Genomic DNA, 21,396 nt, shown 5'->3' on the forward strand with positions numbered 1-21,396 from the left:
GATGGACTGGACTGACCTTGACCCCGATCAACTTTCGGGACGGGCTTTCGTGCTGATTGCCTGAGCGGCCCCCGGTGATTATCAGGATACCATGACGCTGATCGACCTCGCCAATCCGACCCGGTTCCTCGCGCTGACCGCGCGGGTGTTGCCGTGGCTTACGGCTGCGACCGTCATCCTGCTCGCGATCGGTCTCTACCAGGCCGCGCTCGCGCCCGACGATTATCAGCAGGGCGCGACCGTCAAGATCATGTTCATCCACGTGCCCAATGCCTGGCTATCGATGTTCGTGTGGGGCGTGATGAGCATCGCCTCGCTGGGCACGCTGGTGTGGCGGCATCCGCTTGCCGACGTCGCCGCCAAGGCGGCTGCTCCCATCGGCGCTGCCTTCACCTTCCTCGCTCTGCTCACCGGCTCGCTCTGGGGCCGGCCGATGTGGGGCACCTATTGGGAATGGGATGCCCGCCTGACCTCGGTGCTGATCCTGTTCCTGATGTATCTCGGCCTGATGGCGCTGTGGCGCGCGGTCGACGATCCCTCGCGCGCGGCGCGTGCGGCGGCGGTGCTGACCTTGGTCGGCGCGATCAATCTGCCGATCATCAAGTTCTCCGTCGACTGGTGGAACACGCTGCACCAGCCGGCCTCGGTGATGCGCATGGGCGGCTCCGCTCTCGACAAATCGTTCCTGATCCCTCTGCTGGTGATGGCGGTCGCATTCACGCTGCTGTTCGTCACGCTGCACCTGGCTGCGATGCGCAACGAGATTTTGCGTCGCCGCATCCGCTCCCTGCAGATGATGCAGGCGAGCCGCATCGCGTTTTCGAGCGAAGTGGCCGGCCGTTCGCGTGAAGACAACGCGTCAAAAGAAGCAGGGGCTGCGTAACATGTCGCTCGGTCCCTACGCGTCTTTCATCATCACGTCCTACGCGGCCGCCGCCCTCGTGGTCGCGATCCTGATCGGCTGGGTCACGCTCGATTATCGCAGCCAGACGCAGCGCCTGCGCGAGTTGGAGGAGCGCGGTATCACTCGCCGCTCAGGCCGCAGCGCGACGGAGCTACGATGAGCGATCAGTCGAGCTCCGCTCCACCGCAGCGCCGCACCTTCCTGATGGTGCTGCCGCTGATCGCCTTCATCGGACTTGCGCTGCTGTTCTGGTTCCGGCTCGGCAGCGGCGATCCCTCGCGGATTCCCTCCGCGTTGATCGGTCGGCCGGCGCCGCAGACGCTGTTGCCGCCGCTGGAGGGATTGCAGGCTGGCAATGCGCAGGTGCCGGGGCTCGATCCCGCCGCGTTCAAGGGCAAGGTCAGTCTCGTCAACGTCTGGGCATCCTGGTGCGTGCCGTGCCATGACGAGGCGCCGCTTTTGACCGAGCTCGCAAAGGACAAGCGCTTCCAGCTCGTCGGCATCAACTACAAGGACGCCTCCGACAACGCGCGCCGGTTCCTGGGCCGCTACGGCAACCCGTTCAGCCGCGTCGGCGTCGATACCAATGGCCGCGCCTCGATCGAATGGGGCGTCTATGGCGTGCCGGAGACGTTCGTCGTCGGGCGCGAGGGCACCATCGTCTACAAGCTGGTAGGCCCGATCACGCCGGACAATCTGCAGAAGGTGTTGTTGCCGCAGATGGAGAAGGCGTTGGGGGCTGGAAGCTGACGCCGCGCTTGCGCGAGAAGGAGCCGGCCTCACACACTGCTGTCTCTGGAATACTGGATCGCCCGATCAAGCAAGTCGGACGATGACAGCGGAGTTTGTGGCTGCATCTCAGCCCGCAACGACGCGCGGAGAGGCCGTCAGCCCTTGCTCACATCCCCGGCCTCCGCCTCGCTCGTTTCCAGCGACACCGGCTCGAGATGGTAGCGCTTGGTCAGCGGCATCTGGGCGATGGCGAAGATCATCGTGATTGGCGTCACGCCGAACACCTTGAAGTTCACCCAGAAGTCCGTGCTCTGGGTACGCCAGACGATCTCGTTCAGCACCGCCATGCCGGCGAAGAACAGCGCCCAGCGCAGCGTCAGGATGCGCCAGCCCTGCGGCGTCAGATTGAACACCTGGTCGAACATCACGGCGATGAAGGACCGGCCGAACAGCAGGCCGCCGCCGAGGATCGCGGCGAACAGGCCGTAGATGATGGTCGGCTTGACCTTGATGAAGGTCTCGTCGTGCAGCACCAGGGTCAGCGTGCCGAACACCAGCACGACCACGCCGGTCACGATCGCCATGATCGGGATGTGGCGCGTCACCACATAGGAGGCCGCCATCGCCGCAAGGATGGCGACCATGAAGGCGCCGGTCGCGGCGAACAGGTTGAACTTCGCGTTGACGAAGAAGAACACGAGCAGCGGACCGAGCTCGGTCGCGAGCTTGAACAGTGGATGCGGCTGGGTCTTGTCCATTCGTCAGCTCTCGATTCCGGCGATGGCGCGGGCGAAGTCGCGCGCGGTGAAGGGCGCGAGATCGTCGACGCCTTCGCCGACGCCGATGAAATGCACCGGCAGTTTGAATTTCTCGGCGAGCGCCACCAGGATGCCGCCGCGGGCGGTGCCGTCGAGCTTGGTCATGACGAGCCCGGTGACCCCTGCGGTGCGATGGAAGGCCTCGACCTGCGACAGCGCGTTCTGGCCGACGGTGGCGTCCAGCACCAGCAGCACCGCATGCGGTGCGGTAGCGTCCACCTTGCGAATCACGCGCACAACCTTTTCGAGCTCGTTCATCAGCTCGGCCTTGTTCTGCAAGCGGCCGGCGGTGTCGATCAGGAGCACGTCGGAGGCCTGCTCCTTCGCCGCGGTCAGCGCGTTGAAGGCAAGGCTCGCCGAATCCGATCCTTGCGCGCCCGCGATGACCGGCGTCTTCGTCCGTTCGCCCCACACCTTGAGCTGCTCGATCGCGGCTGCGCGAAACGTGTCGCCGGCGGCGAGCATCACCTTGCGACCTTCGGACGCGAGTTTCTGCGAGAGCTTTCCGATGGTGGTGGTCTTGCCGGAGCCGTTGACGCCGACGACCAGGATCACGAACGGCTTCCTGGCGGCGTCGATCTCGAGCGGCTTCGCCACCGGCGACAGCACCTTCTCGACCTCGGTCGCGACCACGTCCTTGACCTCGTCCGCCGAGATCGCCTTGTCGTAGCGCCCCGTGCCGACGGCCTCCGCGATCCGGACCGCGACCTCCGTGCCGAGATCGGCGCGCAGCAGCACGTCCTCGATGTCGTCGAGCATGGCGCGGTCGAGCTTGCGCTTGGTGACGAGGTCGGCGACCGCGGTCCCGAGCGAGGACGAGGTGCGCTTCAGCCCGTTGGACAGGCGGCGCCACCAGCTCAGCTTGGGGGTCTCGGAGGTATCGTTCATGGCGGGGGTGTGTTAGCCGTTCCGGCGATTAAACGAAAGTCTTGCCATTGCTCGATGTTCCCGAATTGACCGCCGAGGAGATTTTGTCGCGCGTGCTCCATCGCGACGGGCTGATGCTGGTGATCGACAAGCCGGCCGGCCTGCCGGTGCATCGCGGCCCCAAGGGCGGCGCCAATCTGGAGGACTCCTTCGACGCGCTGCGGTTCGGCCTGCCGCGGCCGCCGGTGCTGGCCCATCGGCTCGACAAGGATACCTCCGGCTGCCTCGTGCTCGGCCGCCATCGCAAGGCGACCGCCTCGCTCGGCCTCCTCTTCAAGCACGGCAAGATCGGCAAGACCTACTGGACCGTGGTCGAGGGCGGCCCTGCCGAGGACGAAGGCACCATCGACATGCCGCTCGGCCGGCTCAATGCCGAGCGCGGCTGGTGGCAGAAGCCGGACCCGGAGGGGCAGAAGGCCGTCACCAACTGGAAGGTGATGGGCCGCGGCGACGGCCTGACCTGGCTCGCCATGGAACCCGTCACCGGCCGGACCCATCAATTGCGCGTGCACTCGTCCGCGACCGGCTGGCCGATCTTCGGCGATAACATTTACGGCAACGGTCCGCGCTTCGGCGAGCCGAAGCTGCATTTGCATTCCCGCGAGATCGTGGTGCCGATCTCCCGGAACAAGGAGCCGATCCGTGTGGTGGCCCCGGCCCCGCCGCATATGCACGAGAAGCTGCGCGCCTGCGGGTGGAACGGGGAGTAGGTGCAAACCCTCATGGTGAGGAGGCCGCGGAGCGGCCGTCTCGAACCATATGAGGCCCCCGCTGCCGCACCTCGGCCAGCATCCTTCGAGACGCCCGCTTCGCGGGCTCCTCAGGATGAGGGTCATCGCTGCATAGTTTACCAAACCTTCAGCGCTCCGCTCTAATGATAGCGGTTGCTTAGAAAAAGCTTCCGTATCCGCTCAGGACGAGCCGCGCGTGATGACCAAGGCCGGGCTATCGATCGTTGACGAGGTCGAATCCGCGATTCGCGCAGGGTCGGCGGAAAAGGGGCTGGAGACGGCCCGGCGCGTCACCGACCTGTTCCTGGCTTCCGCCGGCAGCTTCGACGACGAACAGATCGCGCTGTTCGACGACGTGCTCGCGCGCCTGATCGGCACCATCGAGCTGCGCGCCATCGCCGACATGGGCGCACGCATCGCACTGGCCGAGATCAGCGCGCAGCTCGCGCCGATCGCGCAGGCGCCGCCATCCGTGATGCGCCGCCTCGCCAACAATGATGAGATCCGTATCGCCGGCCCCGTGCTGCAGGAATCCGCGCGCCTCGACGATGGCGAGCTGGTGAGGATCGCCTCCAGCAAAAGCGAGCCGCATCTGCTCGCGGTCGCCGGCCGCTGGTGGCTGAAGGAGATCGTCACCGATGCGCTGCTGGCGCGCCACTATCCCAGCGTCAGCCGGCGGCTCGCCGCCAATCCCGGCGCACGTGTGTCAGGCAACGGATTTGCCATCATCGTCGGACAGGCCGAGAGCGATCCGGAGCTGGCGGTCAGCGTGGGCGTCCGCGTCGATCTGCCATCGGAGCTGCGCCGCCAATTGCTGCGCTCTGCGACGGACGCGGTGCGCACCCGGCTGCTGTCGCGCACACCGCCACATCTGTTCGAGGAGATCCAGAGCGCCATCGCGGCGGTCACGGTCGGCATCGAGCGCGAGATGTCCGGCGCTCGCGATTTCGAAGGTGCCAAGCGCGCAATTGCGCGTCTCGCGGCGACTGGCCAGCTCGATGAGGCGACGTTGCTCGGCTTCGCCCGACAGCGGCGTTATGAGGAGACGGTGGCGGCCCTGGCGGCATTGTCCGGTTCGACGGTCGAGGTGATTCGCCCGCTGATGCAGAGCCTCCGAGAGGACGGTCTGCTGGTGCCGTGCAAGGCGGCGCAGCTCGGCTGGGACACGACGGCGGCCGTGCTCGAGAGCCGCTTTGCGATCGGCACGATGAAGCCGGCGGATCTCGCGCGGGCACAGGGGCATTATGCGCGCATGACGACGGAAGACGCGCGGCGCACGCTGCGGTTCTGGCAGGTGCGGGCGTCGTAGGGTGCGTTAGGGGCGCGCAAAGCCGCGGCGTACTCCTATGTGGTGAGACGCTCGCCATCATTGCCGCCGATCGTCAGCGGCACAACACTGCCGACACGTTCACCCGCAACCGCCACCGGCAGATAATGCTCCGTCCGCCCCTGCCCTTCGCTCTCGATCAGCACCTCGCGCGTTGCGCCGATCTCGGCTTGCAGCCGCCGCCGCAACGCCGCTTCACCCGCTGCCCGCAACCGCTTCGCACGCTCCTTGATCGCACCACCCGCCACCTGCGGCATCCGCGCGGCCGGCGTGCCGGGACGCGGCGAATAGGGAAAGACGTGGAGGAACGTCAGGCCGCATTCTTCGACGAGGTCGAGCGAACGCGAGAACATCTCTTCCGTCTCGGTAGGGAAGCCCGCGATGATGTCGGCGCCGAAGGCGATATCGGGGCGGAGCCGGCGGACCTGGTCGCAGAACGCGATGGCATCGCGCCGCGAATGCCGCCGCTTCATGCGCTTCAGGATCATGTCGTCGCCTGATTGCAGCGACAGATGCAGATGCGGCATCAGCCGCGCATCCTCGGCAATGGCATCGAGCAGATCGCCGTCAGCCTCGATCGAATCGATCGAGGAGATGCGCAGGCGCTTCAGCTCGGGCACGTGCCGCAGGATCTGCTTGGTCAGCATGCCGAGTTTCGGCGCGCCCGGCAGATCGGCGCCGTAGCTGGTGAGGTCGACGCCGGTCAGCACGACCTCGGCATGACCACGCTCGACCAGTGTCCGCACCTGCTCCACCACGGCACCCATGGGCACCGAGCGCGAATTGCCGCGGCCGAACGGGATGATGCAGAAGGTGCAGCGATGGTCGCAGCCGTTCTGCACCTGGACGAACACACGCGGCAGGCCGCTCGTATAGCCGTCGACGAGATGCGGCGCCATCTCCTTCACCGACATGATGTCGCTGACGGCGATCTTTTCGCTGGCGCCGCTGCCGAACGCCGCATGCGTCTCGCGCCACGCCGCGCCGCGCATCTTGTCGTCATTGCCGACGATGCGATCGACCTCGGCCATGTCGGCGAACATCGCAGCTTGCGTCTGCGCGGCACAGCCGGTGACGACGATGCGCGCACCGGGCCGCTCGCGCTTCAACTTGCGGATCGACTGGCGCGCCTGCGCCACCGCCTCGTTGGTGACGGCGCAACTGTTGATGACGATGGTGTCGGAAAGGCCCGCGCCCTCCGCCTTGCTGCGGATCACCTCGGCCTCGAAGGCATTGAGGCGGCAGCCGAAGGTGACGATGTCGACGGCCATCAGGCGACAGGCGCGAACAGCGCCGGATCGAAACGGCCCTCATATTCGAAGGTCGCGGTGCCCGTCATCAGCACGTGGTCGTCGCGCTCGCGCCATTCGATGCCAAGCTTGCCGCCGGGCAATGTGACCTCGACCTTGCGCTCCGCGCGCTTCAGCCGCGCCGCGGCGACGGCGGTGGCACAGGCTGCTGATCCGCATGCCCTGGTCAGGCCGGCGCCGCGCTCCCAGGTCCGGATCGTGATGTGCTCGCGATCGACGATCTGGGCGAGCGTGATGTTGGCCCGCTCGGGAAAGATCGGATGATTCTCCAGCAGCGGCCCGAAACGCTCGAGGTCATAGGCGTTGACGTCGTCGACCCAGAACACCGCATGCGGATTGCCCATGCTCACCACGGAGGGCGAATGCAGGATCGGATTGTCGATCGGCCCGATCTGCAATTCGATGTAGCGGGTGTCGCGAAACTCTTCCGCCAGCGGAATGTCCTGCCAGCCGAACTTCGGCGCACCCATGTCGACGGTGTAGAGATCGGCCGCCGGACCCTGCCAGGCATTGAGCAGGCCGGCGGCCGTCTCGAAGGTCGCCGTGGCCTGTCCGGTCTTCTCGAAGATGCGGCGCACCACGCAACGCATGCCGTTGCCGCAGGCGCCGGCCTCGGAGCCGTCATTGTTGTAGATGCTGATGAAAGCCTCGGTGCCGTCCAGCCGCGGCTTCTGGAGCACCATGAGCTGGTCATAGGGCACGCCGCCTTGCGCGGACGCCACGGCCCGGGCGTCGTCCGGCGTCACCTTTGCCGTGGAATCGCGCAAGTCGACGACGACGATCTCGTTGCCGATGCCGTTCATCTTGGCAAATGCGTGATTGGCCAGCGCGCTCATGAAAATTCCCGAATTTCGCCCGCCTTATATGGCGATCCTTGCCGGCTTGGCCAGTGATTTGCGGCCGCGAACCAGGACATCGGCCATGACGCATCTGTCATGGGACGAATTCGGCACTCGCGTGTTAAAACGGCGCGGTTCGCGCGAACCCGGACGCGCGGCCGGATTGAGGCCTTGGTGGGTAAGGCCTTGATGAATGAGGCCTCGGTGGATCAAGGCCTTGGGGAGAATAGAATGACTGGTTTTCGTCGTTTCGCTCTGGCCGCGCTGATCCCGGCGGCGGCCATGATTGGCCTGTCCGGGGCTCCGGCACAGACGCCCAGCCCGGCGCCGGCCGCGTCGGCAAGCCCCTCGCCGGCGCCGTCGGCGACACCCGCCCCCGCGGTAAGCGCCTCGCCAGCCCCGGCGGCGAGCCCGGCGCCGGCGGCCAGCGCCTCGCCTTCCCCGGCAGCGACGCCTTCGCCCGCAGCCAGCGCTTCACCCAGCCCGGCAGCGCCCCCGCCCGCGGCGGCCGCAACCCCCGCTCCGGTGCAGACCGCCGATCCCTTCGGCCTCGAGACCACGCTGGAGCCGAGGAAGGTCGTGATGGTCAAGGGCACTGCCAATTGGGACTCGGCCTTCGACACGCTGATCGACGCCTTCAAGGCACTGAACACGCTGCTGGACAAGCAGGGCATCAAGCAAGCCGGCAATTCGATGATCGTCTACACCTCGACCGACGACACCGGCTTCACCTTCCTTGCCGAGATCCCGGTCGACCAGGATCCCAAGAACCTGCCCAAGGACATGAGCATCGGCAAATCGCCGGAAGGCAAGGCGCTGAAATTCGTCCATCGCGGCTCCTACGACAACATGGACAACACCTATGAGGCGATCACCAATCACCTCGACGACAAGAGACTGGAAGCCAAGGACACTTTCATCGAGGAGTACCTCACCGATCCGCTGAAGACGGCCGAGGACAAGCTCGTGATCAATGTTTTCGTGCCGCTGAAGTGAGAATGATGAAAAAACCTGCCCTGCTCGCCCTCGTATTCGCCACCGCCCTGCTGACGGCGCCCGCGCGCGCCGACGACTTTCCATCCGCCATCTCGGTGAGCGGCGAGGCTACGATTTCGGCGGCACCCGATCTGGCGCAAATCGATGCCGGCGTCGCCAACGATGCCAAGACGGCGAAGGAAGCTTCCGATGCCAACAACGCCGCGATGGGCAAGGTGCTGCTGGCGCTGAAAGGCGCAGGGATCGCCGAGAAGGACTACCAGACCTCGCGGCTGTCGCTGCAGCCGCAATACGGCCAGAACAAATCCACCGGCGCGTCGCCCGTGGTTGGCTTCCGCGCGAGCAACCGCGTCACCGTGAAGATTCGCGACGTGACCAAGGTGGCCGGCATCATCGACACGCTGGTCAGCGCCGGGGCCAACGACATCGGCAATATCTCGTTCGAGGTGACCCAGGCGTCAAAGCTGCTCGACGATGCGCGTGAGCAGGCGATCGCCGATGCGCGACGCAAGGCGGAGGTCTACGCCAAGGCCTCCGGCGTGACGCTGGGCGCGCCGCTCAGCGTCACCGAGGGCGGCGGCCCGGTGCCGCTGTTCAAGGGCCGGATGGCAGCGCCAATGGCCGCAGCACCACAGGCCGCGGTTGCACCCGGCGAGGAGACGCTGTCGGTGACGGTGAATGTGAGCTGGGCGATCAAGCCGGGGCAGTAGGTCTCGTGCCCTGGACGCGCTGCGGCACGCAGTGGCGCTGCGCAGCAGCCGGGGCCCAGCGAGCTACACACGACAACGCCGCAACATTGGCCCCGGCTCAGCAGCGCATCACCAGCGTGCTGCGCCGCGTCCGGGGCGCGAGCGGTGTATGCGGAGAGACCTAAATCTCCACCACCTGCCCGGGCTTCATCGCCACGAATCTTTCCTGCGGAATCTTCGCGGCATCGAGCGCTTCGACCAGTGCCTTCGCCGGCGCATCGATCGCTTCATCCGTCAGCTGAAACGTGCCGTGATGGTGCCCGAGCGCGTCCTGCGCGCCGCAGTCGAGCAGCGCTTTCACGGCATCTTCCGGGTTCATGTGCTGGTCGCGCATGAACCAGCGCGGCTCGTAGGCGCCGATCGGGAGAATCGCGAGGCGCACTGGCCCGTGCTTCTCGGCGACGCGGCGGAAGTGCCGGCCGTCGCCATAGCCGGAATCGCACACGACATAGATCCTGCCGGCCGGCGTCTCCAGCACGAAGCTCGCCCACAGCGCCTTGTTGCGATCGAACAGGCTGCGCGCGGTCCAGTGCCGTGTCGGCACCAGATGCACGGCGATGCCGCTGCCGAGCTCGACACGGTCGTGCCAGTCGAAGGCCTCGACCTTGATCGTGGGATCGGCGACGCGCATCGTGACGTCATTGCCGAGCGGGGTGACGACGCGCGGGGCAAAATTCTTGGTCAGCCGCGACAGCGTCGCGATATCCAGATGATCGTAGTGTCCGTGCGAGACCAGCACGACATCGATCTGCGGCAGCTTCTCGAAGGCGATGCCGGGATCGTTGTGCCGCTTCGGCCCTGCCCAGGCGACCGGCGAGACCCGCATCGACCAGACCGGATCGACGAGGATGTTGAGACCGCCGGCCTGGATCAGCCAGCTGGCGTGGCCGACGAAGGAGAGCCGCACCTTGTCGCCCTCGACGCGCTCCGGCGGGATGTCGGCATGCGGGCTCGGCGCCCACACGGGCCATTTCGCGCGCTGTCGCCCGCCGCCAAATTGCCAGCGCAGCACCTCGCGAAGCGATTTCGGCGGCGCCCCGTCCGGATCGAAGAAGTGCAGGCCATTGAAATGGTCGGAGGCGGGGCCGTCATAGGTTTTCATGCGGAAGATCCAGAGCGAGGGCGCCGACCAGAGCACCGGCGCCGGCGAGCAGCCCCCAAAAGTCGGGTGACCGGCAGGCTCGTAAGGATAGTCGGGCGGTAAGACATCACCGGCTATATGGGCTGGGCTGGCAGAAAAGGAACCCGTGGCCAAAAAGGTCACATTTTCAGTACCTTGCCTTACCAAGGGCGTCCCGGCACCCTAACTTTCCTTGACTTTTGGGCGGGAGCGGCGTTTAACCCCGCCACTTTCTCGGAAAGGCTTTCTTTTCGACCCGCCGACTGGCCCTGGAGGCCGGAGGTCAACGCCCGACAGCGCTGTGCGCCCTCGGGCGCAAAGGTGTTTGGAAGATCGACTGCCCACGGAAGTGGTCATCGCCCGACTTGATCGGGCGATCCAGTATCCCAGAGGCGGCTCGGCTAGAACCGAGGTGCCGCGGCGTACTGGATGCCCCGCCTGCGCGGGGCATGACAGCGGAGAGTAACGGCGCGCCCCTCATCGGGGGACAGCAACAGGACAACGGCATTGTTCGACAATCTGTCGGAACGGCTTGGCGGCATTCTCGATCGTCTGACGGGGCGCGGTGCGCTGACCGAAAAAGACGTCGATGCCGCGATGCGCGAGGTGCGCCGCGCGCTGCTGGAAGCCGACGTCGCGCTTGAAGTCGTGCGCAGCTTCACCGAGCGCGTTCGCGAGCAGGCGATCGGCGCCACCGTCGTCAAGTCGGTCACGCCCGGCCAGATGGTGGTCAAGATCGTCCATGACGAGCTGATCAACACGCTCGGCGCCGAAGGCCAGACCATCGACGTCAATTCCGTGCCGCCAGTGCCGATCATGATGGTCGGCCTGCAAGGTTCCGGCAAGACGACCACTACCGCAAAGCTCGCCCGCCGCCTGGTCCAGCGCGACAAGCGCAAGGTGCTGATGGCCTCGCTCGACGTCTATCGCCCGGCGGCGATGGAGCAGCTGGCCGTGCTCGGCCGCGACCTCGACATTCCGACCCTGCCGATCGTGGCGGGCCAGCAGCCGCCGCAGATCGCGAAGCGCGCGCTGGAAGCCGGCAAGCTCGGCGGCTACGACGTCGTGCTGCTCGACACCGCCGGCCGCACCACGCTCGACGAAGAGATGATGGCGGAGGCGGCGGCGATCAAAGCCGCGGCGAACCCGCACGAAGTGCTGCTGGTTGCCGACTCTCTCACCGGCCAGGACGCCGTGAACCTCGCGCGCTCGTTCGACCAGCGCGTCGGCCTCACCGGCATCGTGCTGACGCGTGTGGACGGCGACGGCCGCGGCGGCGCCGCGCTGTCGATGCGCGCGGTCACCGGCAAGCCGATCAAGCTGCTCGGCACCGGCGAAAAGACCGACGCGTTGGAGGATTTCCATCCCGATCGTATCGCCGGCCGCATCCTCGGCATGGGCGACGTGGTGTCGCTGGTCGAGCGCGCCGCCGCCAACATCGACGCCGAAAAGGCCGCGCGCACTGCCGAGCGCATGCGCAAGGGTCAGTTCGACCTCAACGACATGCGCGAGCAGCTCTCGCAGATGGCGAACATGGGCGGCATCAGCGGCCTGATGGGCATGATGCCCGGCATCTCCAAGATGAAGAACCAGATCGCGGCGGCCGGCATCGACGACAAGATCCTGAAGCGTCAGGTCGCGATCATCGATTCCATGACGCGCGAGGAGCGCCGTCATCCGGACCTCTTGAAAGCGAGCCGCAAGAAGCGCATCGCCGCCGGCAGCGGCCAGAGCGTCGAGCACGTCAACAAGCTCCTCAAGATGCACCGGAACATGGCCGACGTGATGAAGGCCATGGGCTCGGGCAAGCGCGGCCCGCTCGCCGGCATCGCGCAGGCCATGGGTTTCGGCGGCGGCATGAAGATGCCGTCTCCGGACGAGATGAAGGCGCTGCAGGAGAAGATGCAGGGCGGCGGACAAGGCCTGCCCAACCTGCCGAAGGATTTGCCGGCCGGGCTTCGCCAGGGCCTGCCGAACGTTCCTGGACTGACCGGGCTCAGCGGCAAGCCCACGCTGCCGGGCCTGGGCGGTTTCCCGGGCAAGAAGAAATGAGGAATTCGTCGCACGGGATCACAACCGGTCTCGCGCGACGCGAAAATACCAGTCAACCGAACAAAACAAAACGTACTTTGAAGGAGAACTGAATGTCCGTCGTCATCCGCCTCGCCCGCGCAGGCACCAAGAAGCGTCCCGTCTATCACGTCGTCGTTGCCGACTCGCGCTTTCCGCGCGACGGCCGCTTCATCGAGCGTCTGGGCTATTTCAATCCGCTGCTGCCGAAGGACAACGAGGCGCGTCTCAAGCTCGACATGGACAAGGTGAAGGCCTGGGTTGCCAAGGGCGCGCAGCCGTCGGATCGCGTGGCGCGTTTCCTCGACGCTGCCGGCGTCAAGAAGCGCGAAGCGCGCAACAACCCGCAGAAGGCCGTGCCGCGCAAGGAGCGCAAGGCGCAGGCCGAAGCCGCCGCGAAGTCGTAAGGCCAGGCCATGTCGGCGCTGGTCTGCGTCGCGCGGATCGGCGCCGCGCATGGTGTGCGCGGTGCGGTCAAGCTGTGGACCTTCACCGAAGATCCCTTCGCCGTCAGGCGCTACGGCCCGCTGCTGTCCAAGGACGGCAAGCGCGAGTTCGAGGTCGCAACGGCGCGCGAGGCCAAAGATCATCTGGTCGCGACGTTCAAGGGCGTCACGACCCGTGATGAGGCCGAGCGACTCAACGGCATCGAGCTCTATGTTCCGCGCGAAAAGCTGCCCGCAACCGACGCGGACGAATATTACCACACCGACCTGATCGGTCTCACCGCCGTCACCACCGACGGCGAACCGCTCGGCCGCGTCGTCGCGATCCAGAATTTCGGCGCCGGTGACATCATCGAGATCGCCCCGCCCAAGGGATCTGCAAAGGGCGCGACGCTGCTGCTGCCGTTCACCAACGCGGTGGTGCCGGAGGTCGATCTCGCCGGCGGCCGCGTCGTGATCGCGCTGCCGCAGGAGATCGAGGGCGAGGAGAGCCAAGACGAGGCTCTCTCTCCAGGTCGTCGCCGGCAAAGCGGGGACCTATAACCACAGGCCGTGGTTTTTGGCTAAGCTGACTGCAATGACCAATCCCTCCCCCTGGCGCGCGACCGTGCTGACGCTGTTTCCGGAGATGTTTCCGGGGCCGCTGGGCGTGAGCCTGGCCGGCCGGGCGCTGGCAGGCGGGCTCTGGCAGCTCGAGGCAAGGGACATCCGGGCCTCCGCCACCGACCGCCACCGCAGCGTCGACGACACCCCGGCCGGCGGCGGCCCGGGCATGGTGCTGCGGGCGGATATTTTGGCCGCCGCCATCGACGCCGCCGAGATCGAACCGGAGCGGCCGCGCCTCTTGATGAGCCCGCGCGGCCGGACCTTGACCCAGGCCCGCGTCACGGAGCTGGCCAGGGGCCCCGGCCCCCTGATCGTCTGCGGGCGGTTCGAGGGGGTGGACCAGCGGGTGATCGACGGTCGGGGACTGGAGGAGGTCTCGATCGGCGATTACGTGCTTTCAGGAGGCGAAATCGCAGCCCTGGCCCTGATCGACGCCTGTGTCCGGCTGCTGCCGGGGGTCATGGGCAAGGAGGCCTCGGGAACCGAGGAAAGCTTCTCCGACGGCCTGTTGGAGTACCCCCAGTACACCCGCCCGCAGCTGTTCGAGGGGGCGCCGATCCCGGAGATCCTGACCTCCGGCGACCACGCCAAGGTGGCGGCCTGGCGGCGGGCCGAATCCGAAGCCCTGACGGCCGCCAGACGACCGGATTTGTGGGAAAAGGCCGCGAATCGGGGGTGGGGCCAAAAAACGCCAAAAACCAAGACAGACGGGTGACAAACGCTCCGGCTTGCCTTATAGGAGCGGCCACATCCGCAATGGCTGGATAGACGAATTTCGCGCAGCCCCCGTTTCGAAGGCTGGGCGCGCCGATGGAGATTTACCCATGAACCTGATCAAGCAGCTCGAGCAAGAGCAATTCGACAAGCTGTCCGCCGGCAAGAACATTCCGGAATTCGGCCCCGGCGACACCGTGATCGTCAACGTGAAGGTGATCGAAGGCGACCGCACCCGCGTGCAGGCCTACGAAGGCGTCTGCATCGGCCGCTCCGGCGGCGGTCTCAACGAGAGCTTCACCGTCCGCAAGATCTCGTATGGCGAGGGCGTGGAGCGCGTGTTCCCGGTGATGTCGCCGATGATCGATTCGATCAAGGTGGTGCGCCGCGGCAAGGTGCGTCGCGCCAAGCTGTATTATCTCCGCAACCTTCGCGGCAAGTCGGCCCGCATCGTTGAGAAGACTGAGCACGCCAAGGCCGCCGTCAACGAGTAAGCTCCGCTACCAGGCGAGTTCTAGAAGCGCGGGGCTCGGCTCCGCGCTTTTTTGTTGCGTCAGTGCGGCGCGCGCGGTGCCCGTCCTCACCCTGAGGAGCGCGGAACGCGCGTCTCGAAGGGCGAGGCCACCGGCCGGGCCTTCATCCTTCGAGACGCGCGCTAGAAGCGCGCTCCTCAGGATGAGGGGCATGCATGGCGCGCGTTGGCCGGCATTTGAAACCACTCGCGCTTCCAATTCGGACTGCTATATATCTCTAGAATGTTTCCAGGTCTGACCAGCCTCGTCCCCGTCAAGCGTATCGTCATCGATGATCGCTCGCGGCTGCCTGGCCGGTTCTTCGGACGCTTTGCGACCTCGGCAACGTCAGAGCTTACGCGCGCAGCCTAAAAGCTGCGCTGACGATCTGTTGCCCGCGCGGCCTGCCGCGCTCATCGCTGCCACACATTCTTCGGAGCTCAAGCTCATGTCCAAGCCGACCACCCTGTACGACAAGATCTGGAACGACCATCTGGTGCACGAAGCCGAGGACGGCACCTGCCTGCTCTACATCGACCGCCATCTGGTGCACGAAGTGACCTCGCCGCAGGCGTTCGAAGGCCTGCGCGTGACGGGCCGCAAGGTGCATGCGCCGGAGAAGACGCTCGCCGTCGTCGACCACAACGTGCCGACCACCGACCGCAGCAAGCCGAACCCCGATCCTGAAAGCATCGAGCAGATCAAGGCGCTGGCCGAGAACGCCAAGGAATTCGGCATCGAATACTACAACGAGTTCGACAAGCGCCAGGGCATCGTCCACGTCATCGGTCCCGAGCAGGGCTTTACGTTGCCCGGCACCACCATCGTCTGCGGTGACAGCCACACCTCGACGCATGGCGCGTTCGGCGCGCTCGCGCACGGCATCGGCACGAGCGAGGTCGAGCACGTGCTGGCGACGCAGACGCTGATCCAGAAGAAGGCCAAGAACATGCGCGTCACCGTCGACGGCAAGTTGCCGGAGGGCGTGACGGGCAAGGACATCATCCTCGCCATCATCGGCGAGATCGGCACCGCAGGCGGCACCGGCTACGTGCTGGAATATGCCGGTGAGGCGATCCGCGCGCTCTCGATGGAAGGCCGCATGACGGTCTGCAACATGTCGATCGAAGGCGGCGCCCGCGCCGGCCTGGTTGCGCCCGACCAGAAGGCCTACGACTTCCTGCGCGACCGGCCGAAGGCGCCGAAGGGCGCGGCCTGGGATGCGGCGATGCGCTATTGGGAGACACTGCGCTCCGACGAAGGCGCGCATTTCGACCACGAGCTGCGCCTCGATGCCGCGAAGCTGCCGCCGATCGTGACCTGGGGCACGAGCCCGGAGGACGTCATCTCGGTGACCGGCATCGTGCCCGACCCCGACAAGATCGCGGACGAGGCCAAGCGCATCTCCAAGCATCGTGCGCTCAAGTACATGGGCCTGACTGCGGGCACGAAGATCACCGACATCAAGCTTGACCGCGTCTTCATCGGCTCCTGCACCAACGGCCGCATCGAGGATCTGCGTGCGGCAGCGAAGATTGCTGAAGGCAAGACCGTTTCAGCGAACGTCAACGCCATGGTCGTGCCGGGTTCCGGCATCGTGAAGGAGCAGGCCGAGGCGGAAGGTCTGGACAAGATCTTCGTCAAGGCCGGCTTCGAATGGCGCGAGCCGGGCTGCTCGATGTGCCTTGCGATGAACCCGGACAAGCTGAAGCCGGAAGAGCGCTGCGCCTCGACCTCGAACCGCAATTTCGAGGGCCGCCAAGGCTTCAAGGGCCGCACGCATCTGGTGTCTCCGGCGATGGCCGCGGCTGCGGCGATCGCGGGACATTTCGTCGATGTCAGGGAGTGGCGGTAAGCCAGTTCCTGCAATTTTAGCGATCGCGGCAAACCGCCGTTAATCGACGACGCCGACAGTGTCCTCGCGACGTTCGCGAGGACACGCCTCATGGCCAACAAGCCGGAATATGTCGATCTGATCAGCGAGGCGACGCGCCAGCACCGCCGGCGCGCAACGCCGCTGCGCATCGTCGCCAAGCCGGAGATCGAGGAGACCTCGAAGCTCAGCCGCTGGCCGCCGGCGATGTTCAGGCAATGGAAGCTCGACAACCTGATGCGCTGGAAGTCGGCGTCGTGGAAGCTGAAGGATTGGCTTTAACGCGATACGTCATTCCGGGATGGCGCGGAAGCGCCGGACCCGGAATCTCGAGATCCCGGGTTCTCGCTTCGCGAGCCCCGGGATGATGTCAACTCATTACCAATAGCGGTACGGATGGTGCCAGCGCGGCCAATGGCAAACGCGGCGCGGGCCGTAATAGGTCAAGACGATCCGGCAGCGGCGCGGATAGTGGTAGGAGGGATAGTATCCGCCAACGTAATAGGGCCGGCGGAAGTGTCGATAGCCGTAATGGGGACGATGATGACCCCAGTGACGGTGGTGGCCCCAGTGACGGTGGTAGCCGCCATATCCGCCGTGCCGAAAGCCACCATGGTGATAGCCGCCGACATGGCGATGATGGAAGGCCGGCGCGGCGCGGAACCCGCCGATATGACCGCCGCGGAAGCCACCGCCGCGGAAACCGCCGATATGGCCTCCGCCATGGAAACCGCCTCCGCGGAAACCTCCGCCATGAAAGCCGCCGCCATGTCCGCGAAAGCCGCCGCCATGTCCGCCGTGCCCGCCATAACGAATTTGCGTGACGAGGTCGTCGGTCGCGGCCTTCGTCGCAGGCGACGTCGCCGGATTGATCAAGGTCAGAGCTTCAGCGCGTCGTGCGGTGCCGGCCGACAGCATCAGCGTCGCGGCGGCCGCGAGCCCGAGCAAGCGCATCGGGCTCGCTCTGAGACCCAATATTCTCAGCATGGAATTCTCCCTGAATCCGAACAGCGAAGTTGCGACGCGACGTTCTCCGCCCGCATCGCTGTTCAATTGCGGTCGCTCCCGGGATTAAATTGAGGAGAGCCAGGTGAACGCGCCATGAATGAACGACACTGCGCTTCGCGATGCGACGCCGTGCCGCGACGGAAGGAGTATGGGAGATGACTGTCTACGCAATTGCGCAATTGAAGATGACGGACCGCGCCGCCTACGACCGCTATCAGGCGCGGTTCTTCGATGTGTTCAGGAAGTATGGCGGAAGGCTTCTCGCCGCCGACGAGCATCCGCGTGTGATCGAAGGCGCATGGCCGCATGACAAGCTCGTCATGATGTCGTTCGCCGACGAGGCCGCGTTCCTCGCCTTCTCGAACTCGCCCGAATACGAAGACATCTCGCGCGACCGCAAAGCAGGCGCAGAGGCGACCGTGCTTCTGGTGAAGGGATTTGCGCCCGCCGGCTAACGCGGCGGCGGCGTCACCAGAAGGGGCCGAAGCCGAATACGAACGGCGCAGGCACGCCATAGGGATAGGGACGGTAGTAGACCGGCCGCGCGTAATAGCGCGGATCACGGCGCACGGCGGGCCGCACGATCGTGTGGTGCCGAGCGGGTCGTCGTGCATCAAAGACCGCGATCCCCGCCGAGGCCTCCGGGAAAGTCACCCTTTGCGCAGCGAAGGCGCGAGGCAGCCCGGCGGCAAGCGCGACGGCGACGGCCAATGGAACCGATCGCCTCACGATCAGCCTGATGAGCGACGGCGCCGAACCGGGCATCAGCCCCGGCGCCAGTAGCAGCTCACGCGCGGCACGATCACGGTGCCGCTCGGCCGGAATTCCTGCACGTAAGTGGCGTTGCAAACGCGGACTGCGTCCGGACCCGGATTGTAGCGCGGGTAAACCCCGTCGGGGCTGTAATAGGGCGTGACGCGCAAGCGCGCCGGGGGCCGCTTGCGCGGCGGGGGAAGCTCGTCCGGCGAGGCCATCTGGGCGAGGCGAATCTCGGGGCCGGTGGTCTGAACTTGAGTTTGGGCTTGGGCGCCAACACAAAACTGCGAAAACAACCCCATGCACAGTAGCGTCAGCGCTGTTTTTGCTCGCATTTTGCCGCCCACCCGAAACGTCCCATTCGAGGCCCCACGCTCCCCGTTTTGGCGGCGCCCGTCAACCTCGGCACGCTTATAAAGCGGGATGTATCGCCGCGGAACCCGCGCTGGAGCCCATTCCGATAGAATCGGAACGGGCTTCAGCTTCTTATTCTGACGCGTTTTCTTCACGCGAACCGGTATCCACTTCGGTCGAAAACGCTTTAGAAGAGGTCCATGTGGACGGAATTGAAAGCGCCCTCTCTGGCCGAGATGGAAGCGACGGCTCACGACATCTTCGAACGCCTGCCGGCGGAGTTTCGCAAGCTCTGCGAGGGCGTGATCATCCGCGTCGACGACTTCCCGACCGAGGAAGTGCTGGACGAGATGGAATGCGAGAGCGAGTTCGACCTGCTCGGCCTGTTCCAGGGCATCGGCCTGCCGCAGCAGAGCCTTGGCGACGTGGCGCGGCTGCCCAACATGGTCTGGCTCTATCGCCGGCCGATCCTGGACTACTGGGCCGAGCACGACGAGACCCTCGGCCACATCGTCCGTCACGTCCTGATCCACGAGATCGGCCATCATTTCGGTCTCTCCGACGACGATATGGCCGCGATCGAGGCAAACGCGGAGTAGGGTGTCGCCGCAGCGGCGGTGCGCTTCCTCCCCCGCCTGCGGCGGGAGGGCTGGGGAGAGGGTTTCTCCGCAACGGGACACTCTCCCCCAGAGGAGGGAGCCCCCACCCGCCGCGCTCCGCGCGTCGACCCCCGCAAGCGGGAGAGGTGCAGTCCCGATGCCGCGCCGGTCCGGCTCAAACCCGCAAAGGCAGATGAGATCTGCCGATTTCGGCCTAGGATTTGGACCCCGATCGCGATAAATACCGGTTCCCTGAACCACGTGCGGGAAAGCGCAACCATGGACAAGTTCACCACGCTGGAAGGCGTCGCGGCGCCGCTTAAGATTATCAATGTCGATACCGACATGATCATTCCGAAGCAGTACCTCAAGACCATCAAGCGCACCGGCCTTGGCAAGGGACTGTTCTCCGAGCAGCGCTACAAGGACGACGGCAGCGAGAATCCGGATTTCGTCCTGAACCAGCCCGCCTATCGCAACGCCAAGATTCTGGTGGCCGGCGACAATTTCGGCTGCGGCTCGAGCCGCGAGCATGCGCCCTGGGCGCTGCTCGACTTCGGCATCCGCTGCGTGATCTCGACCTCGTTCGGCGACATCTTCTACAACAACTGCTTCAAGAACGGCATTCTGCCGATCCGCGTTGCCCAGGAAGACCTCGACAAGCTGTTCGACGACGCCGAGCGCGGCGCCAACGCGACACTGACGATCGACCTGGCGAACCAGGAGATCCGCGGCCCCGACGGCGGCAAGGTCAAGTTCGAGATTGATCCGTTCCGCAAGCACTGCCTGATCAACGGCCTCGACGACATCGGTCTCACGATGGAGAAGAAGGCCTCGATCGACACTTATGAAGAGAAGCTGAAGCGCGAACGCGCCTGGGCCTGATCTTGCTTTTTCGTTCGAGCCCCGGTGCTGATGGCGCCGGGGCTTTTTCTTTGTCCGCGTTGTCGCTTTTTTGGTCGAGCATGATCTTGTCGGAAAACCGCTGCACACTTTTCCGGATCATGCTCTAAGCTCCCGCACATGCTGCCTGAGATCGTCACTTTCTGGCATGGCCCGATGGACGCACTACGCCAGACCTGTCTGCGCTCGCAGCTGGCGGCCGGCCATAAGGTCACTGTCTACAGCTTCGACACCATTCCCGGCCTGCCCGCGGGCATCGCAAATGCGGATGCCGAGGCGATCCTGCCGCACGCCTTCTCCGAACGCTTGCGCCCGCCGCAGCCGGACGGCAGCTGGCGCGACTGGACAATCCTTCAGTTCAGCGATTTCTTCCGCATGAAGCTGATGGCGAAGGGTCTCGGCCTCTGGCTCGATGCCGACGTGCTGCTCCTGAGGCCCGTCGAGATCGATCCGGCGAAACCCTATTTCGCCTGGGAGCGGCCGCGCCAGCTCGGCAATTCCGTGATCTATCTGCCGCCCGAACACGGCATCGTCGCCGCTTTCGAAGGGCTGATGGAGCAGGAGGAGCTGACGCCGAACTGGCTGTCCGTGCGTCATCGCATCACCTTCATGATGCGCCGCCTGCGCGGCGGCTCGGGCCGCCTCTCCGACATTCGCGTCGCGATCTACGGGCCGGCCGCCCTTACCGCGCTCGCGCGCCGCACCGGCGAGCTCGCTTGCGCACTGCCGAAGCAGTCGTTCTACGCCGTGCATGCCGAGCCGAAACTGTTCTTCGATCCTTCGAGCTATCTCGGCCTCGTCACCAACCCCGACATCATCGGCCTGCACATCTCACCCAAGGGCCGCGGCGGCGAAAAGCCGATTCCGGGCAGCCTGTATGCATGGGCGGCGGAGCGGTTCGCTTAACTCTTTTCGTGTGATGCGCTCCCGTGCCCTGGACACAGCGCAGCACGTCAGTGATGCGCTGCCGAGCCGGGGCCCGGCATGTGGCGAAATGGTCCCGGACTCTGCGGAGCGGCACTTCCCGCCACACCGCATGCGGGACACCGGAACAATTTTCCTGGCGCTTGCCGTTTGATCCAGCGCAACGCGCCTTTGCACC

Annotated in this window: 26 protein-coding genes; 18 read left to right on the top strand and 8 right to left on the bottom strand. The window is 65.6% G+C overall.

The genetic code is table 11. From position 1 onward, the window contains the following. Window positions 1–91 precede the first annotated feature (91 nt). From ACYCVF_RS24575 to ACYCVF_RS24585, 3 genes are read left to right on the top strand one after another with little or no spacing between them, the layout of a single operon-like run. Window positions 92–883: a heme ABC transporter permease gene (locus ACYCVF_RS24575; RefSeq protein WP_459603535.1), complete on the top strand. Its 792-nt coding sequence runs from the start codon at window positions 92–94 to the stop codon at window positions 881–883. A gap of 1 nt (window position 884) precedes the next feature. Then, window positions 885–1,064 (top strand): heme exporter protein CcmD, encoded by a 180-nt coding sequence (ccmD, locus tag ACYCVF_RS24580; RefSeq protein ID WP_459603534.1) that lies wholly within the window; start codon window positions 885–887, stop codon window positions 1,062–1,064. Beyond that, entirely contained in the window at window positions 1,061–1,654 is a 594-nt protein-coding gene (locus tag ACYCVF_RS24585; RefSeq protein WP_459603533.1) for a DsbE family thiol:disulfide interchange protein, read from the top strand. The genes ccmD and ACYCVF_RS24585 overlap by 4 nt, the downstream gene beginning before the upstream one ends. Before the next feature lie 137 nt (window positions 1,655–1,791). Here the strand turns inward: ACYCVF_RS24585 and ACYCVF_RS24590 are convergent, their stop codons facing one another. Next, window positions 1,792–2,394, bottom strand: coding sequence for a septation protein A (locus ACYCVF_RS24590; RefSeq protein WP_459603532.1), 603 nt, complete (start codon window positions 2,392–2,394; stop codon window positions 1,792–1,794). A 3-nt stretch (window positions 2,395–2,397) separates the two neighbouring features. Beyond that, the gene (gene ftsY / locus ACYCVF_RS24595) at window positions 2,398–3,342 is read right to left on the bottom strand and encodes a signal recognition particle-docking protein FtsY (RefSeq protein WP_459603531.1); all 945 of its coding nucleotides are present in this window, start codon (window positions 3,340–3,342) and stop codon (window positions 2,398–2,400) included. Between the two features lie 47 nt (window positions 3,343–3,389). Between ftsY and ACYCVF_RS24600 the strand changes: the two genes are divergently transcribed. Both ACYCVF_RS24600 and ACYCVF_RS24605 read left to right on the top strand, forming a co-directional pair. Beyond that, window positions 3,390–4,091: an RluA family pseudouridine synthase gene (locus ACYCVF_RS24600; protein ID WP_459603664.1), complete on the top strand. Its 702-nt coding sequence runs from the start codon at window positions 3,390–3,392 to the stop codon at window positions 4,089–4,091. 220 nt (window positions 4,092–4,311) lie between these two features. After that, window positions 4,312–5,421, top strand: a complete 1,110-nt coding sequence (locus ACYCVF_RS24605) for a DUF2336 domain-containing protein (RefSeq protein WP_459603663.1) — start codon at window positions 4,312–4,314, stop codon at window positions 5,419–5,421. 35 nt (window positions 5,422–5,456) lie between these two features. Here the strand turns inward: ACYCVF_RS24605 and mtaB are convergent, their stop codons facing one another. Both mtaB and dapF read right to left on the bottom strand, forming a co-directional pair. Beyond that, the gene (gene mtaB, locus ACYCVF_RS24610) at window positions 5,457–6,710 is read right to left on the bottom strand and encodes a tRNA (N(6)-L-threonylcarbamoyladenosine(37)-C(2))-methylthiotransferase MtaB (RefSeq protein ID WP_459603530.1); all 1,254 of its coding nucleotides are present in this window, start codon (window positions 6,708–6,710) and stop codon (window positions 5,457–5,459) included. Beyond that, window positions 6,710–7,585, bottom strand: a complete 876-nt coding sequence (dapF, locus tag ACYCVF_RS24615) for a diaminopimelate epimerase (protein WP_459603529.1) — start codon at window positions 7,583–7,585, stop codon at window positions 6,710–6,712. Before dapF ends, mtaB begins: the two co-directional genes overlap by 1 nt. A 234-nt stretch (window positions 7,586–7,819) precedes the next feature. Between dapF and ACYCVF_RS24620 the strand changes: the two genes are divergently transcribed. Together ACYCVF_RS24620 and ACYCVF_RS24625 are read left to right on the top strand one after the other, a co-directional pair. Continuing rightward, window positions 7,820–8,584, top strand: a complete 765-nt coding sequence (locus ACYCVF_RS24620) for a GyrI-like domain-containing protein (protein WP_459603528.1) — start codon at window positions 7,820–7,822, stop codon at window positions 8,582–8,584. Window positions 8,585–8,589: 5 nt separating this feature from the next. Beyond that, complete coding sequence (locus tag ACYCVF_RS24625; RefSeq protein ID WP_459603527.1) at window positions 8,590–9,294, top strand: SIMPL domain-containing protein; 705 nt, start codon at window positions 8,590–8,592, stop codon at window positions 9,292–9,294. A 160-nt stretch (window positions 9,295–9,454) separates the two neighbouring features. Here the strand turns inward: ACYCVF_RS24625 and ACYCVF_RS24630 are convergent, their stop codons facing one another. Beyond that, entirely contained in the window at window positions 9,455–10,435 is a 981-nt protein-coding gene (locus ACYCVF_RS24630; RefSeq protein ID WP_459603526.1) for an MBL fold metallo-hydrolase, read from the bottom strand. A gap of 525 nt (window positions 10,436–10,960) precedes the next feature. Between ACYCVF_RS24630 and ffh the strand changes: the two genes are divergently transcribed. The 7 genes from ffh to ACYCVF_RS24665 all read left to right on the top strand — a co-directional run bounded on the left by ffh (window position 10,961) and on the right by ACYCVF_RS24665 (window position 16,956). Further along, the gene (gene ffh, locus ACYCVF_RS24635; RefSeq protein WP_459603525.1) at window positions 10,961–12,505 is read left to right on the top strand and encodes a signal recognition particle protein; all 1,545 of its coding nucleotides are present in this window, start codon (window positions 10,961–10,963) and stop codon (window positions 12,503–12,505) included. A 92-nt stretch (window positions 12,506–12,597) separates the two neighbouring features. After that, the gene (gene rpsP, locus ACYCVF_RS24640) at window positions 12,598–12,930 is read left to right on the top strand and encodes a 30S ribosomal protein S16 (RefSeq protein ID WP_459603524.1); all 333 of its coding nucleotides are present in this window, start codon (window positions 12,598–12,600) and stop codon (window positions 12,928–12,930) included. 9 nt (window positions 12,931–12,939) lie between these two features. Next, the gene (gene rimM, locus ACYCVF_RS24645; protein WP_459603523.1) at window positions 12,940–13,512 is read left to right on the top strand and encodes a ribosome maturation factor RimM; all 573 of its coding nucleotides are present in this window, start codon (window positions 12,940–12,942) and stop codon (window positions 13,510–13,512) included. Between the two features lie 34 nt (window positions 13,513–13,546). Next, the gene (gene trmD, locus ACYCVF_RS24650) at window positions 13,547–14,290 is read left to right on the top strand and encodes a tRNA (guanosine(37)-N1)-methyltransferase TrmD (RefSeq protein ID WP_459603522.1); all 744 of its coding nucleotides are present in this window, start codon (window positions 13,547–13,549) and stop codon (window positions 14,288–14,290) included. Window positions 14,291–14,399: 109 nt separating this feature from the next. Next, the gene (gene rplS / locus ACYCVF_RS24655) at window positions 14,400–14,783 is read left to right on the top strand and encodes a 50S ribosomal protein L19 (protein ID WP_459603521.1); all 384 of its coding nucleotides are present in this window, start codon (window positions 14,400–14,402) and stop codon (window positions 14,781–14,783) included. Between the two features lie 466 nt (window positions 14,784–15,249). Beyond that, a complete protein-coding gene (leuC, locus tag ACYCVF_RS24660; RefSeq protein ID WP_459603520.1) occupies window positions 15,250–16,656 on the top strand; it encodes a 3-isopropylmalate dehydratase large subunit in 1,407 nt (468 codons plus the stop codon). A gap of 90 nt (window positions 16,657–16,746) precedes the next feature. After that, a complete protein-coding gene (locus ACYCVF_RS24665) occupies window positions 16,747–16,956 on the top strand; it encodes a hypothetical protein (RefSeq protein ID WP_459603519.1) in 210 nt (69 codons plus the stop codon). 96 nt (window positions 16,957–17,052) lie between these two features. Here the strand turns inward: ACYCVF_RS24665 and ACYCVF_RS24670 are convergent, their stop codons facing one another. Continuing rightward, window positions 17,053–17,661 carry a hypothetical protein gene (locus ACYCVF_RS24670; protein ID WP_459603518.1) on the bottom strand — a complete coding sequence of 203 codons (609 nt, stop codon included), beginning with the start codon at window positions 17,659–17,661 and terminating at the stop codon, window positions 17,053–17,055. A gap of 176 nt (window positions 17,662–17,837) precedes the next feature. Here ACYCVF_RS24670 and ACYCVF_RS24675 point away from each other — a divergent pair, with 176 nt between their 5' ends. Continuing rightward, the gene (locus ACYCVF_RS24675; protein WP_459603517.1) at window positions 17,838–18,137 is read left to right on the top strand and encodes a DUF1330 domain-containing protein; all 300 of its coding nucleotides are present in this window, start codon (window positions 17,838–17,840) and stop codon (window positions 18,135–18,137) included. A gap of 13 nt (window positions 18,138–18,150) precedes the next feature. Here ACYCVF_RS24675 and ACYCVF_RS24680 read toward each other — a convergent pair whose 3' ends face one another. Beyond that, the gene (locus ACYCVF_RS24680; protein ID WP_459603516.1) at window positions 18,151–18,447 is read right to left on the bottom strand and encodes a hypothetical protein; all 297 of its coding nucleotides are present in this window, start codon (window positions 18,445–18,447) and stop codon (window positions 18,151–18,153) included. Next, a complete protein-coding gene (locus ACYCVF_RS24685) occupies window positions 18,447–18,740 on the bottom strand; it encodes a hypothetical protein (RefSeq protein ID WP_459603515.1) in 294 nt (97 codons plus the stop codon). Before ACYCVF_RS24685 ends, ACYCVF_RS24680 begins: the two co-directional genes overlap by 1 nt. 252 nt (window positions 18,741–18,992) lie before the next feature. Between ACYCVF_RS24685 and ACYCVF_RS24690 the strand changes: the two genes are divergently transcribed. The 3 genes from ACYCVF_RS24690 (at window position 18,993) to ACYCVF_RS24700 (ending at window position 21,200) form a co-directional block, all read left to right on the top strand. Then, window positions 18,993–19,391 (top strand): metallopeptidase family protein, encoded by a 399-nt coding sequence (locus ACYCVF_RS24690; protein ID WP_459603514.1) that lies wholly within the window; start codon window positions 18,993–18,995, stop codon window positions 19,389–19,391. Window positions 19,392–19,670: 279 nt separating this feature from the next. Beyond that, a complete protein-coding gene (gene leuD / locus ACYCVF_RS24695) occupies window positions 19,671–20,276 on the top strand; it encodes a 3-isopropylmalate dehydratase small subunit (protein WP_459603513.1) in 606 nt (201 codons plus the stop codon). A 138-nt stretch (window positions 20,277–20,414) separates the two neighbouring features. Further along, window positions 20,415–21,200: a glycosyltransferase family 32 protein gene (locus ACYCVF_RS24700; protein WP_459603512.1), complete on the top strand. Its 786-nt coding sequence runs from the start codon at window positions 20,415–20,417 to the stop codon at window positions 21,198–21,200. Window positions 21,201–21,396 lie beyond the last annotated feature (196 nt).

It is taken from the genome of Bradyrhizobium cedriense, from assembly GCF_054602315.1.

What these genes read in the sequence shown, in the direction of transcription:
- ACYCVF_RS24685 (WP_459603515.1), bottom strand. Translation starts at nt 18,740, where the DNA reads ATGGGGTTGTTTTCGCAGTTTTGTGTTGGCGCCCAAGCCCAAACTCAA.
- ACYCVF_RS24585 (WP_459603533.1), top strand. Translation starts at nt 1,061, where the DNA reads ATGAGCGATCAGTCGAGCTCCGCTCCACCGCAGCGCCGCACCTTCCTG.
- rplS (WP_459603521.1), top strand. Translation starts at nt 14,400, where the DNA reads ATGAACCTGATCAAGCAGCTCGAGCAAGAGCAATTCGACAAGCTGTCC.
- leuC (WP_459603520.1), top strand. Translation starts at nt 15,250, where the DNA reads ATGTCCAAGCCGACCACCCTGTACGACAAGATCTGGAACGACCATCTG.
- ccmD (WP_459603534.1), top strand. Translation starts at nt 885, where the DNA reads ATGTCGCTCGGTCCCTACGCGTCTTTCATCATCACGTCCTACGCGGCC.
- mtaB (WP_459603530.1), bottom strand. Translation starts at nt 6,710, where the DNA reads ATGGCCGTCGACATCGTCACCTTCGGCTGCCGCCTCAATGCCTTCGAG.
- ACYCVF_RS24630 (WP_459603526.1), bottom strand. Translation starts at nt 10,435, where the DNA reads ATGAAAACCTATGACGGCCCCGCCTCCGACCATTTCAATGGCCTGCAC.
- ACYCVF_RS24670 (WP_459603518.1), bottom strand. Translation starts at nt 17,661, where the DNA reads ATGCTGAGAATATTGGGTCTCAGAGCGAGCCCGATGCGCTTGCTCGGG.
- rimM (WP_459603523.1), top strand. Translation starts at nt 12,940, where the DNA reads ATGTCGGCGCTGGTCTGCGTCGCGCGGATCGGCGCCGCGCATGGTGTG.
- rpsP (WP_459603524.1), top strand. Translation starts at nt 12,598, where the DNA reads ATGTCCGTCGTCATCCGCCTCGCCCGCGCAGGCACCAAGAAGCGTCCC.
- ACYCVF_RS24620 (WP_459603528.1), top strand. Translation starts at nt 7,820, where the DNA reads ATGACTGGTTTTCGTCGTTTCGCTCTGGCCGCGCTGATCCCGGCGGCG.
- ftsY (WP_459603531.1), bottom strand. Translation starts at nt 3,342, where the DNA reads ATGAACGATACCTCCGAGACCCCCAAGCTGAGCTGGTGGCGCCGCCTG.
- trmD (WP_459603522.1), top strand. Translation starts at nt 13,547, where the DNA reads ATGACCAATCCCTCCCCCTGGCGCGCGACCGTGCTGACGCTGTTTCCG.
- ACYCVF_RS24575 (WP_459603535.1), top strand. Translation starts at nt 92, where the DNA reads ATGACGCTGATCGACCTCGCCAATCCGACCCGGTTCCTCGCGCTGACC.
- ACYCVF_RS24700 (WP_459603512.1), top strand. Translation starts at nt 20,415, where the DNA reads ATGCTGCCTGAGATCGTCACTTTCTGGCATGGCCCGATGGACGCACTA.
- ACYCVF_RS24690 (WP_459603514.1), top strand. Translation starts at nt 18,993, where the DNA reads ATGTGGACGGAATTGAAAGCGCCCTCTCTGGCCGAGATGGAAGCGACG.
- ACYCVF_RS24625 (WP_459603527.1), top strand. Translation starts at nt 8,590, where the DNA reads ATGAAAAAACCTGCCCTGCTCGCCCTCGTATTCGCCACCGCCCTGCTG.
- leuD (WP_459603513.1), top strand. Translation starts at nt 19,671, where the DNA reads ATGGACAAGTTCACCACGCTGGAAGGCGTCGCGGCGCCGCTTAAGATT.
- ACYCVF_RS24605 (WP_459603663.1), top strand. Translation starts at nt 4,312, where the DNA reads ATGACCAAGGCCGGGCTATCGATCGTTGACGAGGTCGAATCCGCGATT.
- ACYCVF_RS24680 (WP_459603516.1), bottom strand. Translation starts at nt 18,447, where the DNA reads ATGCCCGGTTCGGCGCCGTCGCTCATCAGGCTGATCGTGAGGCGATCG.
- ACYCVF_RS24590 (WP_459603532.1), bottom strand. Translation starts at nt 2,394, where the DNA reads ATGGACAAGACCCAGCCGCATCCACTGTTCAAGCTCGCGACCGAGCTC.
- ACYCVF_RS24665 (WP_459603519.1), top strand. Translation starts at nt 16,747, where the DNA reads ATGGCCAACAAGCCGGAATATGTCGATCTGATCAGCGAGGCGACGCGC.
- ACYCVF_RS24675 (WP_459603517.1), top strand. Translation starts at nt 17,838, where the DNA reads ATGACTGTCTACGCAATTGCGCAATTGAAGATGACGGACCGCGCCGCC.
- dapF (WP_459603529.1), bottom strand. Translation starts at nt 7,585, where the DNA reads ATGAGCGCGCTGGCCAATCACGCATTTGCCAAGATGAACGGCATCGGC.